Source organism: Sulfurimicrobium lacus (assembly GCF_011764585.1).
In the GTDB taxonomy this organism is placed as follows: Bacteria; Pseudomonadota; Gammaproteobacteria; order Burkholderiales; family Sulfuricellaceae; genus Sulfurimicrobium; species Sulfurimicrobium lacus.
Window position 1 is genome coordinate 601823 of record NZ_AP022853.1, and the last position, 14749, is coordinate 616571.

Sequence of the window (14749 nt, forward strand, 5' to 3'; positions counted from 1 at the left end):
CAGTGTGGCCTTTACACGTGCTTCAGGCTTTCGTATATCTCCATCACGCGCGGCAGCGCTCGGTGCAGAGCGGCCACCACGGCCGGGTCGAAGTGCTTGCCGCTGTCATTGTCGATGGTCTCCAGCGCTTTGGCCATCGGCCACGCTTCCTTGTAGGGGCGCTTCGAGGTGAGGGCATCCAGCACGTCGGCCACGGCGATGATGCGGGCCGAAAGCGGAATGGCGTCGCCCTTGAGGCCGGCGGGATAGCCGCTGCCGTCGAACTTCTCGTGGTGGCCTTCGGCGATCTCGATGCCAGTGCGGAAGATGCTGTGGCCGAGGGCCTTCATCTGTTCCTCGCTGCGGCGCAATACCTGTCCGCCGATGACCGGGTGACGTTCCATTTCGGTACGTTCTTCGGGGTCCAGGCGGCCCGGCTTGAGCAGGATGCCGTCACGGATGCCGACCTTGCCGATGTCGTGCATGGGGGCGAAGCGGAACAAGTCCCGCACGTAAGCCGGCGTGATGCGCCCGCGGTGCGCTTCATCCTTGCCCAGTTCGTCGGCGAGGATGGCGGAATACAGGCTCATGCGCACGAGGTGGTCGCCGGTTTCCGGGTCGCGGCTTTCCGCCAGCTTTGCCAGGCCCTCCACCGCCGCCACGACCAAGCCTTCCATGACGATGGTCTTTTCCAGGATGTGGGCGAGTTGGGCGGCCAGGTTGCTGAGGAATTCCACGTGCTCCGGGGTGTAGGCGCGCGCCTGGGACGAGGCGAACACCAGCACCGCTTCGCCCCCACCGCCGTGCGTGAGAGGGACGAACAGGGCCGAGCGCTTGCCGTCGCGCGCCAGTCGCGCGGACAGGAAATCGGGGTTCTTGTCGCGGGAAAATGCTTCGAGGTCGTCGATAGCCAAGGCGTTTCCCTTGTCCAGCGCGGCTTCGGGAGCACCGAGCGCGAATTCGAACAGGTCGTTTTCCTGCAGGTTGCTGGGGGTCTCGCTGTACAGTCGCTCCAGCGCGACCCGGCCGCGGTCTGGCGTGATGAGTAGCACGCCTACCCATTCCACCGGCAGGAAAGTGCTGAACTCTTCGCACACGAATTTGAGCGCGTCGTGCAGGTTGGTGCCCCGGTTGATGCGGTCGGTGAGTCGGAACAGGGCGCGCATGCGCTCCGAAAGCCGGTTGAAGGCCTGCGTCATGCGGCCGATTTCGTTATCTACCACCAGCGGCACCTGGTAGCCCAGGTCGCCGTTGGCCACGCGGGAGAACCCGTCCAGGGTGAGGGTGAGCGGGCGCAAAACCTTGCGGTACAGCAGGACGGCAATCAGTGCTGTCAGCAAAGCGGTGGCAAAGAGAGCGATCTGGTTGAACAGGCGGATCGTGGCGAGCTTGCCTTCCATCATGAGTTGGAAGGCACGGCTCAGATTGTCCGAGGAACGCGCCAGTTGATCTCCGCGTTGTTCTGCATAGCGTGCCGCGGCAATGTCGGGATGCGACGGATTGGCGCTGAGCGCACGCTGCATGCCGCCGCGAAAGTCTTCCCATGCCGCCGCGCTGACATCAAGCTGATTGCGGGACTGCTTGTCCCAGCTGCACGTCAGTGGCTCGTCGCGTCCGGTAATCTCCGGGTCGAGGCGGCGGTTGCGGAAGCTGGTGATGATTTTTCCGTAGAGCGTCATGCTCTGCTGCAGGTTCCGGGTATAGAACCCGCTGTCGTGCTGTCCGGTGAAGACAGTCTGCTCGTTTTCTTTCAGGTAGTTGCGCGACTCGTGTGCCATGGTGTGGCTGATGACTCGCAACTGTCCGGCGAGATTGAGAATCTCATAGTCATGCTTGCGCAGGTCCACCTCATACAGGGTGAAGCCAACCGTGCCCGCCTGGAAGGCAAAGAGAACGAACAGGGCGAGGCCGACGCGGAAACGGATGGTGTTGTACCAGGGAAACTGCGGCATAAATCTTCCTTCCTGTTCTTCATGTCCGGCAGGCGGTTGGATTGTGGCAAGCCTGTCGCCATGATAGCAGAGCCGTTTCCCCTCTCTCCCGCTCCTGATCGGGCTTTATCGATACAGCGCCGGAAACACTTTGCGCAGCTGCTCCAGCTTGGGCATGTCGTTGATGACGATATACGGCTGGTAGGGGTGCAATGCCAGGTAGTTCTGGTGGTATCCCTCGGCAGGAAAGAACTGTTTCAGCGGCACGATCTGGGTAACGATGGGTGCAGGGAAAGTGTGCGCGGCGCTGAGTTGCTGGATATAGCCTTGGGCCATTTTCTGCTGTTCCGGGCTGGTGTAGAAAACAGCCGAGCGGTACTGGCTGCCGGTGTCCGGTCCCTGCCGGTTGAGCTGGGTGGGGTCGTGCGCCACGCTGAAGAATACTTGCAGCAGCTGTTGATAGGAAACCTGCGCCGGATCGAAACGGACGCGCACCGCTTCGGCGTGCCCGGTATCGCCGTCGCTGACCTGTTCGTAATGCGCCGTTGTCGCGTTGCCGCCCGCATAGCCGGACACCACTTCGGACACGCCCTTGACGTGCTTGAACACCGCATCCACGCCCCAGAAACAACCGCCGGCAAATACCGCCGTTTGCTCGGCTGGCGCCGCCGCGGCGTTTGAAAGTGCAGTCAGGCCGAGCGTGAGGTACACGCCGCCGAGTAATAAGCCGCACAAGCGTTTGATGGTTAGCATGATGGCACTCCTGATGTTTGATGTGAAACTCGCACAGTGTGGCCTGGGCCGCGATGCGGAAGAATTAAATTTCCTTTTTCCAAAAAATGGCATCATTGCAACGATTTTGATGTCGAAAGATGGAAATCAAGGGCATCGTGGTTGCAGTCGCCGCTCCGTGTACTGTTTCATTCGGAGCAGCCCGGAAAAAAGTTACATTGAACTCCAAGGAACGCGGTTGGCGGATCACACGGAAAATCTGGAAGCGCTGATGAAGCTGTCCCTCGAGGGGGACAAGCGAGCCTACGCGTTGCTGCTGCAGGAAACCGCACGCTTTCTGCGCCTGTTCCTGGCCAAGCGCCTCAATTCCGGCGGCGAGGTGGACGACGTGCTGCAGGAAATCCTGATTTCCATCCACAAAGCGCGTCATACCTACGACGGAGAGCGGCCATACAAGCCGTGGGCCTACGCGATTGCCAAGTTCCGCCTGCAGGACCATTTGCGTGCGCATTATGCCGACCACCTGCGTCACGCCGTCGAGTTGTCCGAGGTGGAAAACGATTTGCAGGCGTCTGTAACCAAATCCGACACGGGCTACGAATCTATAAGAGGGGAAATCGAGAAGCTGCCGCCCAAGCAGGCCACCATCCTGCAGATGATGCACGAGGAAGGCTATACCGCCAAAGAGGTCGCCGAAAAGACTGGCATGAAAGAGTCCGCGGTCAAGGTGGCGGCGCACCGCGCCTACAAGATTTTGCGAAAGGTACTGGAACGGTAATGAATATTGAAGAACTGGTCGGTCGCCTGGCGCAAGATGCCGCCCCGGTAAAGCCGGCGCCGCATCCGTTCATGCTCAGCCTCGCATGGGTCGGGGGTGCCGCGCTCTATCTCGCGCTCTCGTTGTGGATTACCGGCCTGCGCCCGGATGTGGCGCAAAAACTCCATGAACCGTGGTTCGTCGCCGAGCTGGTCTTGCTGCTCCTCATCTTCGTCGCCACGTCCCTCAGCGCCGCCGTGCTGGCCTTTCCCGACCTGCACCAGATGCGCAAGACGGCCCTGGCACCGGCCGGCATGTTTGCCCTGTTCATGGTGTTCATGTTCTTCTCCTGGCGCGCCGATGTGCCGCCCGCGCCGCTGCCAGTGCACAGCTTCAGGTGCACGGTCTACATCCTGCTGTTTTCGCTCTTGCCGGCGGCCTGGACGTTCTTCTCCATGCGCAGGTTCGCCAGCACTCATGAACGCTGGGCGGGCAGCATCGCGCTGCTTTCCGCTTTCAGCATCGGTGCGCTGTGGATGCGGCTGCACGAAATCAACGACTCGATCATCCACGTCATCCTGTGGCATTACCTGCCCATGCTGGCCATCGGCCTGTTCGGCTGGTGGCTGGGGAGGCGGCTGTTGAAGTGGTAGCGGCTGGGCGAACGGTTTCCGGCCCGCGCCATCTGGCGCCTGCTAATCCTCCCTTCTGGCGAAGCAGGGCCGCGCGTTACTAAGCTGGAGGCATGTAGGTACTCGTCTCAATCGACACTCTTTTTTAGTCGTAGCCGGGATACAATGCGCCCCCGGCATTTGTCGCAAACAATTCCATTTCACTATGCAACGCTCCTCAACCCGCGAACTGGTGCATCTGGCCTGGCCGATGCTCGTCGCGCAGCTGGCGATGATGGGCAATGCCGTCATCGACACCGCCATGGCCGGACGTCTGTCCGTCATCGACCTGGCCGCGGTCGGTATCGCCGCATCCATCCTGGCCACCGTGCTGATGTCGCTGGTCAGCGTGCTGTTCGCGCTGCCGCCCATCATCGCCCACCTGTATGGCGCAAACCGGCAGGCCGAGATCGGGCGCGAGATACACCAGGGGGTGTGGGTTTCGCTGGCCCTGGCGCTAGTCGCCGTCCTGCTGTTGCTTTTTCCGGGGCCGTTCATCGCGATCTCGGACTTGCAGCCTGCAGTGGAAACCAAGGTGCGCGCCTATCTGGCCGTGTCGGCCTGGGGCGTGCCCGGCGCTTTCGCCCTGCGGTTGTTCTTCGGCCTCTCGATGGGAATCGGCCGCCCGCGTCCGGTGATGTTCTTCGCCCTGCTGTCGCTGGCACTCAAGGTTCCGCTCAACGCGCTGTTCATGTACGGCCTGCTCGGCTTCCCGGAGATGGGCGGGCCGGGTTGCGCGGTGGCGACCGCGCTGGATGCCTGGCTTATGGCCGCGCTCGCCTGGGGCTGGTGCCTGAACCATCCGAAATACGTCGAGTTCCAGTTGCGCCAGCGTTTCACTGCGCCGGATTTCGTCGCCATACGGGAATTCCTCAAGCTCGGCATTCCCATGGGTTTGACCTTCATCGCCGACGTGACCGCGTTCACCTTCATGGCACTGTTCATTGCGCGTCTGGGCCCGGTCGTTTCCGGCGCACACCAGATCGCGGCAAACCTCGCGGCACTGGCCTTCATGATTCCCCTCTCGCTGGGCAACGCCACGTCGGTGCTGGTCGGCCAGGCGCTCGGCGCCGGACAGGCCGGGCGCGCCCGTCACATCTGCTGGGAAGGCATTCGCCTCGGCATGTCGATTGCGGCGGTGCTGAGCCTGACCTACTGGCTCGGCGCACCCTATATCGCCGCGTTCTACACCACCGACCTCCAGGTGCGAGCAATCGCGATCCCGCTGATCGCGATGGTCGGCCTCTACCACCTGGGCGACGCGCTGCAGGCCGTGAGCGTCAACGCCTTGCGCGGATACAAGACCTCGGTCGTGCCGATGGTGATCTACACCGTGACGCTCTGGGTGCCGGGCCTGGGCGGCGGCATTTTGCTGGGACTGACGGACACCTTCGGCGCAGCCCGCGGCGCACCCGGCTTCTGGCTCGCCGGGATTGGGAGCATCTGGCTGGTCGGCGGACTGATGGCGGTTTATCTTAATTTCACCGCGAAGAAGCATTGCCGGCGCGGGCTGTGACAGATATTGACACTATTAACGCACCTCGTTAATATCGTTCCATGATCAAATCGTTCCGATGCCGCGATACTGAAGCGCTTTTCACCGGCAAGCGTGTCGCCCGTTTCGTGAATTTTGAGCGTGCGGCATTGCGCAAGCTGGAGCAGCTTGATCTGGCGCAGGTCATCGACGACATGCGCGCCCCACCGGGCAATCGGCTGGAAGTATTGAAAGGCGACCGGGCCGGACAATGGAGCGTGCGTATCAACGACCAGTGGCGCGTATGTTTCCGCTTCGAGCAAAGCAACGCGCTGGACGTAGAAATCACGGACTATCATTGAGGAGCATCACCATGCGTAAAGTCGCCCCGGTATCCCCCGGCGAAATGCTGGAAGAAGAATTCCTGAAGCCATTGGGGATGACCAAGTACCGCCTTGCCAAAGAGATCGGCGTCCCCCCGCAACGGATCGGTGACATCATTGCCGGCAAGCGCAGCGTCACTGCGGATACCGACCTGCGCCTGTGCCGTTTTTTCAGCTTGAGCGATGGCTGGTGGCTGCGCCTGCAAGTCAAGTACGACACTGAAATCGCCAAGGAGGGGCTTGCCGAAGTGCTGAAAAATATTCACCCGCTGGAACGAAAGGCGGCATGAAAGATAAGCGGGAAACTTGTTCAGCGTTTCCTTAAAAGCCCGGCAACGCCGGGCTTTTTCTTTGCGCAAAATCCTTCTCACTTTTCGCACCGCATCACCCGCGCCGGAACTTCAATTACACAGTTCGCCTCATATACAGACAGCGAACGGTAAGGTTCAATGGAGCCGCACAGGATGCATGTGCGGACAGCCGCTGCAGGGCAATCAATGAGTCGTTCATGGCTACTCCCTCCCTACACGAATACCAGCGCAAGCGCGATTTCCACCGCAGCCGGGAGCCGGCGGGCGCGGTTCCGGCGTTGCAGGCCGGGCATCTCTACGTCATGCATAAACACGCCGCGCGGCGTCTGCATTTCGATCTGCGCATCGAGCAGGACGGGGTGCTGCGCAGCTGGGCGCTGCCCCGAGGGGCGCCGCTGGAGATCGGTGAGAAACGCCTCGCTGTCGAGGTGGAGAACCACCCGCTCGAATACGGCAATTTCGAGGGCAACATCCCCAAGGGCGAATACGGCGGCGGGACGGTGATGTTGTGGGATGTCGGTAGGTGGCAAGCCGATGGCCGCAACGACGCCGAGCAGCTCGACTTCATCCTCACCGGCGCGAAGCTCACGGGGGCGTGGACCCTGGTGCGCATGCGCAACTGGGACGTTCGCGGAAGGGGGAAGCAGTGGCTGCTGATCAAACGTACAGATCACCCGCAGCACGACCTTCACCCCGATGACCTGAGCGTGGCGAGCGGACGCAGCATGGCAGAGATCGCCGAGCCCCGCGAGGCCGGTGCCCCTGCTTCGCCGCCACATGCAAACGCGCTCCCCGGCGCCCGCCCAGCAGCGCCGCCCGCCATCCAGCCCCCGCAGCTTGCCACCCCCAGCGAACGCGCGCCGACCGGCACGGCGTGGCTGCACGAGATCAAGTTCGACGGCTATCGCATCGTGGCGCACATCGAGCACGGCAAGGCTCGCCTGATGACACGCAACGGCCACGACTGGACTGCCCGGTTGCGGGCGCAGGCGCGACAACTGGAATCGTTGCCGGTGGAGCAGGCCATCCTCGATGGCGAGCTGGTGGCGCTCACGGCGGATGGCGCCAGCAGCTTTCGCGAGCTGCAGGAGGCGCTGAGCCGCAAGCAGACCGCGCACCTGAGCTATCAGCTGTTCGATCTGCTTTATCTCGACGGCCATGACCTCTCCGCGCTGCCGCTGCTCGAGCGCAAGCAGGCGCTGGCGCAGTTGCTGGAAGCTGCCGGTAATGCGCCCGGTGCGGGCGGAATCCTGCGCTATTCGGATCATGTCCGGGGGCAGGGGCCGGATTTCTTCGAGCAGGCCTGCACCCTCGGGCTGGAGGGGGTCATTTCCAAGCGCGCCGACGCCCCTTATCGCAGCGGCCGCAACAAGCTCTGGCTCAAGGTGAAATGCACCCAGCACGCCAAGTTCGTGGTCGGCGGCTTTACGCCTCCCGCTGGCGCGCGCAGCGGCTTCGGCGCCTTGCTGCTCGGTAGTTTAAGACATGGCCGCCTGGAATATGCGGGGCGGCTGGGCACCGGCTTCAGCAACCGCCAGCTCGAGCAGCTGCACGCGACGCTACTGCGACAGGAGATCGCCCAGTCGCCTTTTGCCCCCTCGCCATCGCTGCCCGCTTTGCGCGGCGTGCACTGGGTGAAGCCCACGCTGGTCGTCGAGGTCGAGTACGCCGAACGCACCCGCGACGGCCTGTTGCGGCACCCCAGCTTCCTCGGCACGCGCGAAGACCTGGACCCCGAGCAGATCGATTCGCCCGGCGACAATCTGGAAGAGGCCGCGCCGGTGAGCGCCAACCGCGCAACGCGGCACGCGGCCAAAGGCGGCGTGGAGGTCGCGGGCATCGAGCTTACCCATCCCGAGCGCATCCTCTATCCCGAGCAAGGCGTGACCAAACTGGCCCTGGCCCGCTATTACGAATCCCTCCACGAATGGGCGCTGCCCTATCTTGCCCGGCGTCCGCTGGTCCTGCTGCGCTGCCCGGAAGGCCGCCAGGCGTGCTTTTACCAGAAGCACCTGGGAAAGGGCCAGGCCAGTTCGGTTCCGCGCATCGCGATCCAGGAAAAAGGGGCGGTGCGCGACTACGTCTACGTGCGCTCCCTGGTCGACGTCGTGTCGCTGGTGCAGCACGGCGTGCTCGAGTTCCATGCCTGGGGCTGCCGGGTGGAAGACATCGAACACCCCGACCTGCTGGTGTTCGACCTCGATCCGGCGCCCGAGGTGGAGTGGCAGGAGGTGCTGCGCACCGCGCGCGAACTGCGCGACCGTCTGCAGCACATGGGTTTGACGGCATTTCCCCGCACCACCGGCGGCAAGGGGCTGCACCTGGTCGTGCCGCTCCGTCCCCATGCGGACTGGGCATCGGTCAAGGCCTTTGCCCGCGCGCTATCGGAACAGTGTGCGCGGGACGAACCGCTTCTGCTCACCACCAACATGGCCCTGTCGAAACGCCACGGCAGGATCTATCTCGATTACCTGCGCAACACGCGCGGCTCGACCGCCATCGCCTGCTACTCCGCCCGCGCCCGTCCCGGTGCGCCGGTGGCCGTGCCGCTGCGCTGGGACGAGCTCGGCCCCGCAGTGCGTTCCGACCACTACACGGTAGAGACGCTGCCGCGCCGCCTCGGCGCGCTGAGAGCGGACCCGTGGGAAGGTTTTTTCGCGGCCGCCGTGCCCCTGGACGCGGCAACGCTCAAACTGGCCGGCGTCGATGAGGGAGGTGCATGATGCCTGTCCGCGCCATGTGGAAAGGGGTGATCCATTTCGACGCGATCCGCGTCCCGGTGAAGCTGTACGGCGCCATCGAGGATCGCAACGTGCACTTCCGCCTGCTGCACCGTCAGGACCTCGAGCCGGTCCACCAGCACTTGGTCAACCCGGAGACCGACGAGGTTGTTCCCAATGAAGAAACCCGCCGCGCCTACATCACCGAGTCCGGCGACCGGGTACTGCTGAACCCGGCCGAGCTCAAGTCGCTGGAGCCGGAGCCCTCGCGCGACATCGAGATCATCGGCTTCCTTCCTCCTCACCGGATCGACCACCGCTGGTACGACCGCCCCTATTACCTGGGGCCGGATGAAGACGGCGCGGAATTCTTCGCGCTGGCCGATGCGCTGGAGGCGATGCAGGTGGAAGGTCTGGCGCGCTGGGTGATGCGCAACAAATCCTATGTCGGCGCGCTGCAGCTGTATCAGGGTTATCCCATGCTGATGTCGCTGCACCACAGCGAAGAAGTCATCGCCGTGGAAACGCTTGCGCCCCCCACCGGGCCGCCGCTGGACCAGCGCGAACTGGGCATGGCGCGGCAGTTGATCGAGATGCTGGAAGCGGAGTTTCAGCCCCAGGAATATCACGACGAATTCCGCGAGCGCGTGCTCGAAATGCTGGCGGCCAAGGAGCGGGGCAAACCGCTGCGCCAGCCGGTGCCGCAACCAGGCGATCAGGGCATGGACATCGGCCAGGCGCTGGAAGTCAGCCTCCAGCAGGTGCGTAAATCCGCATGAGGTGAAACATGAACGAAGACAACGACACCAATCAGGTAGAGGAAGCAGAAGAGGAACAGCCCCACGCCATGTGGTCGGGAATCATCGCCTTCGGCCTGGTAAGCCTGCCGGTAAGCCTGTTCCCCGCCCAGCGCGGAAAGGTCGCCCTGAAAATGGTCGATCCGGAGGGGACGCTGCTCAAGCGGCAATTCTTCTGTGCCGATGACAACCGGGCGCTGGAACGGGACGATATCGTGCGCAGTTACGAGATCGAGAAGTACCACTACGTGGTAGTCGAAGATGAAGAGCTGGAAGCGCTGGAGCCGAAGAAGTCGCGCGAGATCGACCTGAAACGGTTTGTGCCCCTCGGTGCTATCAATCCGGTCTACTTCGAACGCGCCTATTTTCTGGTCCCCGACAGCGATACCACCAAGGCCTACCGCCTGCTGGCCAAGAGCATGGAAGACGAGCAGAAGGCCGGCATCGCCACCTTTGTGATGCGGGGCAAGGATTACCTGGTGGCCATCATCGCCGAGGGGGGCATCCTGCGTGCGGAGACGCTGCGCTTTCACGATGAATTGCGCACGCCCGAGCAGGTCGGGCTGCCCCGGCGACAAGCCGGCGACAAGGAGGTTACCGAAAAGATGCGCGCAGCCATCGGCAAGTTGACGCGCCAGCATTTCGACGCCGAACTCCTGAGCGACCCGCACGTGAAGAGCCTTCAGCAGCACATCGCGGAGAAGCTCAAATCCGGCACCGACGTGCTGCATGCGCCTGCGGAACCCGAAGCCGCCGAGGCCGAAAGCAACGTGATCGACCTCATGCAGGTGCTCAAGGAACGTCTGCAGGGGAGGGCGCCCCAACCCGCGAAACCGCAGCCTGCTGCGAACCGGGGGAAGCCGCGCGGGCGGTGACCGGTGCGGCAGCCTATTCGAAAAGTTTCAGGTATTCCCCGTAGCCTTCCTTCACCAGGTCTTCCCTGGCGATGAAGCGCAGCGACGCCGAGTTCATGCAGTAGCGCTGGCCGGTCGGGGCCGGGCCGTCGTCGAACAGGTGTCCCAAGTGCGAGTCGCTGTGCGTGCTGCGCACTTCGACGCGCGTCATGAAGTGCGAGTTGTCCCGGTGCAGGGCCACATTCGCCGGATCGAGCGCGCGGGTAAAGCTCGGCCAGCCGGTGCCGGAATCGAACTTGTCGCGCGAGCTGAACAGCGGCTTGCCCGACACGATGTCGACGTAGATGCCTGGACTCTTGTTGTTCCAGTAGGCGTTGTGGAACGCCATCTCGGTGCCGTTTTCCTGCGTGACGTGGAACTGCTCCGGGGTGAGGCGTTTTTTCAGTTCCTCGGCATCGGGTTTGTCGCTACTGGCGTTGTCGCGTGTCATTTTTCAATTCCTCCTTTCAATCAAAAAATTGATTTGAACCACGGTGAACACGGAGGACACGGAGAAGGCCCGTCTTGCGTTTTTTTATTCCGTGTCCTCCGTGTTCTCCGTGGTTAACAGTTTTTCCCAACTTGTTTGAACGGACTTCGCTCGTTGAGTTCGTCCATGTAGAAGCTCATGCCGCGCGTTTCGCGCCGGAGATAGTCGTCCACCACCGCCGCGAAGCGCGGATGGGCCAGCCAGTGCGCGGACCAGGTGGTCTCGGGCAGGAAGCCGCGCGACAGCTTGTGCTCGCCCTGCGCGCCGCCCTCGAAGACTGAGATCCTGCGTTCGATGCAAAATTCAATGGCCTGGTAGTAGCAGGCTTCGAAATGCAGGCCGGGGTGGTATTCCAGCGCGCCCCAGGAGCGGCCGTAGAGCGCCTCCTGATGGTAGAAGTTGAGCGCGCTGGCGATGGGCTGTCCGTCGCGCAACGCCATCACCAGCAGCACGTTGTCCGCCATGCTGGCGCCGATGCGGCGGAAGAAGTCCAGGTTGAGTGCTTGCGGCGAGTTGTACTGCAGGTGCGTCCGGGCGTAGCAGCGTTCGAAAAATATCCAGTGCGCGTCGCTGATCTTGTCGCAGCTCAAATGTTCGAACGTGATGCCGGCGTCCTTCACCTTGCGCCGCTCCTGCCTGATGCGCTTGCGCTTGTCGTGGCTCATGCCGGCGAGGTAGGCGTCGAAATCGGCGTAGCCGGGGTTGCGCCAGTGGAATTGCATGCCCTGGCGCAGCATCATGCCCTCGCGCTGCATCTCCTGCGCCTGGTCCTCGGGCGGAAACAGGCAGTGCAGCGACGAGACGCCCAATTCCTGCGCCAGCCGCAGGGCGGCATGCAGCAAGGCGGCGCGCAGTTCGGGCGTGGGTGCCAGGATGCGCAGGCCGGTCACCGGCGTGAACGGCACGGCGCACAGCAGCTTCGGGTAGTAGTCCAGCCCCTGGCGCTGGTAGGCTTCGGCCCACGCCCAGTCGAACACGAATTCGCCCCACGAGTGCGATTTGAGGTAGAGCGGCATGGCGCCGACCAGTTCGCCCCCCTGCCACAGCGTGAGGAACTGCGCGCGCCAGCCGGTCTCGGGCGTGGCGCAGCCGCTTTCCTGCAAGGCGCTGAAGAAAGCGTGCGAAAGAAAAGGGTTGCTGCCGGCCAGCGCATTCCATTGCGCGGCGGGAATGTCGCTAATGGTCTCGACGATGCGGAGGATGGGGGGCTGCGACACTTTTGTTTAACCTCTGGTCGGGATTTCGGCTTAAAAAAGATCTGGCCACAGAGAACACAGAGATCACAGAGAAAGACATGTGCGGCACCGGATTGGGGTTCATTCGAGAGCATCCACGCCAAGAGCAACAACGCCCTGATCTCTCTGTGTCCTCTGTGTTCTCTGTGGCTAAAATATTTTTCAAAACTTGATTCTAGCCGAATCGGACAAAGTTTACTAAATCACTCGGCTATAATGTATCCCATGAAAAAACTCGATCAGCTCAATTTCGCCAACAGCTTTGCCCGGCTGTCGGAGACCTTCCACAGCCGCCTTGCGCCGACGCCCCTGCCCGACCCCTACCTGGTGAGCTTCAACGCCGATGCGGCGCAGCTGATCGACATGGACCACGGCGAAGCCGGGCGCGCCGATTTCGCCGAGCATTTCATCGGCAACCGCCTCCTGCCGGGCAGCGAGCCGCTCGCCATGCTCTACGCCGGCCACCAGTTCGGCCACTACGTGCAGCAGCTGGGCGACGGGCGCGCTATCCTGCTGGGCGAGGTGAAAAACAAGGCGGGCGAGTCCTGGGAGGTCCAGCTCAAGGGCGCTGGCACCACCCCCTATTCGCGCAGCGGCGACGGCCGCGCCGTGCTGCGTTCCAGCATCCGCGAATACCTGTGTTCGGAAGCCATGCACGGCCTCGGCATCCCGACCACGCGCGCGCTGTGCATCGTCGGCAGCGACCAGGAGGTGTACCGCGAATCCATCGAAAGCGCCGCCGTGGTGACGCGCATGGCGCCGTCCCACGTGCGCTTCGGCTCGTTCGAGGTGTTCTACTACCGCAAGCAGCAGGCGCCCATCGCGCAGCTGGCGGACTACGTCATCGAGCGGCATTTCCCCCACCTCGCCGCAGCGCCGGACAAGTACCCCCAGTTCCTCGGCGAAGTGGTGGCGCGCACCGCGCAGCTGATGGCCAAGTGGCAGGCGGTAGGCTTCGCCCACGGCGTGATGAACACCGACAACATGTCCATCCTCGGCCTGACTTTCGACTACGGCCCGTTCGGCTTCATGGACAGCTACAACCCCGGCTATGTGTGCAATCACTCCGACCACGGCGGGCGCTACGCCTTCGACCAGCAGCCGCACATCGGCCTGTGGAACCTCACCGCCCTGGCGCAGGCGCTGACGCCGATCCTCGCGGTGGACGACGCCAACGCGGCGCTGATGCGCTATGAAGCGATTTTCGGCGAACATTACCTGGAACTGATGCGCGCCAAGCTCGGGCTGGCGAGCGCCCGTCCCGACGACGCCGCGCTGGTGGAAAAGCTGCTGGAAATCATGCAGGCCAACCGGGTCGATTACACCCACCTGTTCCGCAGCCTGGGAAATTTCGATTCCGCACCGGGCGCGGAAAACCCCAGGCTGCGCGACCAGTTCATCGACCGCGCCGCCTTCGACGCCTGGGCCGAAGCCTACCGCGCCCGCCTGCAAGCCGAGCAGAGCACAGATGCCGAGCGCAAAGAGCGCATGGACCGCGTCAACCCGAAATACATCCTGCGCAATTACCTGGCCCAGGTCGCCATCCGCAAGGCGGAGGAATCACGCGATTTTTCCGAAGTCGAGCGTCTGCTGGCGCTGCTCAAGCGCCCGTTCGACGAACAGCCGGAGATGGAAAGCTACGCCGCCCTGCCGCCCGACTGGGCGCAACATATCGAAGTGAGCTGCTCGTCATGAAACCCTACGCCGAATCCTGCGAACAAAACCGCGACCCCATCCTGACCGTGCTGCAGTCGGTTTTCGCCGACCGCAAGCAGGTGCTGGAAATCGCCAGCGGCACCGGGCAGCACGCCGTGTACTTCGGCGCGGCGCTGCCCCACCTGACCTGGCAGACCAGCGAACTGCCCGTCAACCACGCCGGCATCCACGCCTGGCTGGACGAAGCGCAACTGCCCAACGTGCTGCCGCCGCTGGCCATCGACGTGAACGACGCGGCATGGCCGCTGGAAAGAGTCGACGCGATCTTCAACGCCAATACCGTGCACATCGTTGCGTGGCCCGCGGTGGAGCGCATGTTCGCGGGCATCGGGCGCGTGCTGGAGGTGGGCGGATGCTTGTGCCTGTACGGGCCGTTCAACTACCGCGGGGCTTTCACTTCGGAAAGCAACGCGCGCTTCGATGCCTGGCTCAAGGCACGCGATCCGGAAAGCGGGGTGCGGGATTTCGAGGCGGTCAATCAGCTGGCGGTGAGTCAGGGACTGGTTCTGGTGCAGGATATAGCCATGCCGGCCAACAACCGCAGCCTGGTGTGGCGGAAGGTGGATGCTGGTTAACTGCGCTATAGAAAAGCCCATTTTTGAGTTTTCTACAGCGTCAACGTGAAGCTAAAGGGGTGCGCCGCAGGCGCGTCCCAGCGAC

General features: G+C 63.0%; 14 protein-coding genes. 10 read left to right on the forward strand and 4 right to left on the reverse strand.

Annotated features, from left to right (window positions below; all coding sequences use genetic code 11):
* Positions 1-11 precede the first annotated feature (11 nt).
* Together SKTS_RS03060 and msrA are read right to left on the reverse strand one after the other, a co-directional pair.
* On the reverse strand, positions 12-1931 hold the full coding sequence (locus SKTS_RS03060; protein WP_173060148.1) for an HD domain-containing phosphohydrolase: 1920 nt from the start codon (positions 1929-1931) through the stop codon (positions 12-14).
* A 105-nt stretch (positions 1932-2036) separates the two neighbouring features.
* The gene (msrA, locus tag SKTS_RS03065) at positions 2037-2663 is read right to left on the reverse strand and encodes a peptide-methionine (S)-S-oxide reductase MsrA (RefSeq protein WP_173060151.1); all 627 of its coding nucleotides are present in this window, start codon (positions 2661-2663) and stop codon (positions 2037-2039) included.
* Positions 2664-2913: 250 nt separating this feature from the next.
* On the opposite strand from msrA, the gene SKTS_RS03070 reads away from it, so the two are divergent.
* From SKTS_RS03070 to ku (SKTS_RS03105), 8 genes are all read left to right on the forward strand, one after another.
* Positions 2914-3420: a sigma-70 family RNA polymerase sigma factor gene (locus SKTS_RS03070; RefSeq protein ID WP_244617427.1), complete on the forward strand. Its 507-nt coding sequence runs from the start codon at positions 2914-2916 to the stop codon at positions 3418-3420.
* On the forward strand, positions 3420-4052 hold the full coding sequence (locus SKTS_RS03075) for a DUF1109 domain-containing protein (RefSeq protein WP_173060157.1): 633 nt from the start codon (positions 3420-3422) through the stop codon (positions 4050-4052). Before SKTS_RS03070 ends, SKTS_RS03075 begins: the two co-directional genes overlap by 1 nt.
* A 184-nt stretch (positions 4053-4236) precedes the next feature.
* Positions 4237-5586 (forward strand): MATE family efflux transporter, encoded by a 1350-nt coding sequence (locus SKTS_RS03080; RefSeq protein WP_173060161.1) that lies wholly within the window; start codon positions 4237-4239, stop codon positions 5584-5586.
* Positions 5587-5627: 41 nt separating this feature from the next.
* Positions 5628-5906: a type II toxin-antitoxin system RelE/ParE family toxin gene (locus SKTS_RS03085; RefSeq protein WP_173060164.1), complete on the forward strand. Its 279-nt coding sequence runs from the start codon at positions 5628-5630 to the stop codon at positions 5904-5906.
* An 11-nt stretch (positions 5907-5917) separates the two neighbouring features.
* Positions 5918-6217 carry a HigA family addiction module antitoxin gene (locus SKTS_RS03090; protein WP_173060167.1) on the forward strand — a complete coding sequence of 100 codons (300 nt, stop codon included), beginning with the start codon at positions 5918-5920 and terminating at the stop codon, positions 6215-6217.
* Positions 6218-6435: 218 nt separating this feature from the next.
* Positions 6436-8961, forward strand: coding sequence for a DNA ligase D (gene ligD, locus SKTS_RS03095; RefSeq protein ID WP_173060169.1), 2526 nt, complete (start codon positions 6436-6438; stop codon positions 8959-8961).
* Positions 8958-9737 carry a non-homologous end joining protein Ku gene (gene ku / locus SKTS_RS03100; protein WP_198420417.1) on the forward strand — a complete coding sequence of 260 codons (780 nt, stop codon included), beginning with the start codon at positions 8958-8960 and terminating at the stop codon, positions 9735-9737. Before ligD ends, ku (SKTS_RS03100) begins: the two co-directional genes overlap by 4 nt.
* Positions 9738-9745: 8 nt before the next feature.
* Entirely contained in the window at positions 9746-10630 is an 885-nt protein-coding gene (gene ku, locus SKTS_RS03105) for a non-homologous end joining protein Ku (RefSeq protein WP_173060172.1), read from the forward strand.
* Positions 10631-10643: 13 nt separating this feature from the next.
* On the opposite strand, the gene msrB is transcribed toward ku (SKTS_RS03105), so the two are convergent.
* Both msrB and SKTS_RS03115 read right to left on the reverse strand, forming a co-directional pair.
* Positions 10644-11099 (reverse strand): peptide-methionine (R)-S-oxide reductase MsrB, encoded by a 456-nt coding sequence (gene msrB / locus SKTS_RS03110; protein ID WP_173060175.1) that lies wholly within the window; start codon positions 11097-11099, stop codon positions 10644-10646.
* A gap of 113 nt (positions 11100-11212) precedes the next feature.
* Positions 11213-12355 (reverse strand): GNAT family N-acetyltransferase, encoded by a 1143-nt coding sequence (locus tag SKTS_RS03115; protein WP_173060178.1) that lies wholly within the window; start codon positions 12353-12355, stop codon positions 11213-11215.
* A gap of 243 nt (positions 12356-12598) precedes the next feature.
* Between SKTS_RS03115 and SKTS_RS03120 the strand changes: the two genes are divergently transcribed.
* Together SKTS_RS03120 and SKTS_RS03125 are read left to right on the forward strand one after the other, a co-directional pair.
* Complete coding sequence (locus SKTS_RS03120; RefSeq protein ID WP_173060181.1) at positions 12599-14068, forward strand: protein adenylyltransferase SelO; 1470 nt, start codon at positions 12599-12601, stop codon at positions 14066-14068.
* Positions 14065-14664, forward strand: a complete 600-nt coding sequence (locus SKTS_RS03125; RefSeq protein WP_173060184.1) for a DUF938 domain-containing protein — start codon at positions 14065-14067, stop codon at positions 14662-14664. The genes SKTS_RS03120 and SKTS_RS03125 overlap by 4 nt, the downstream gene beginning before the upstream one ends.
* The last annotated feature ends 85 nt before the right edge of the window (positions 14665-14749 follow it).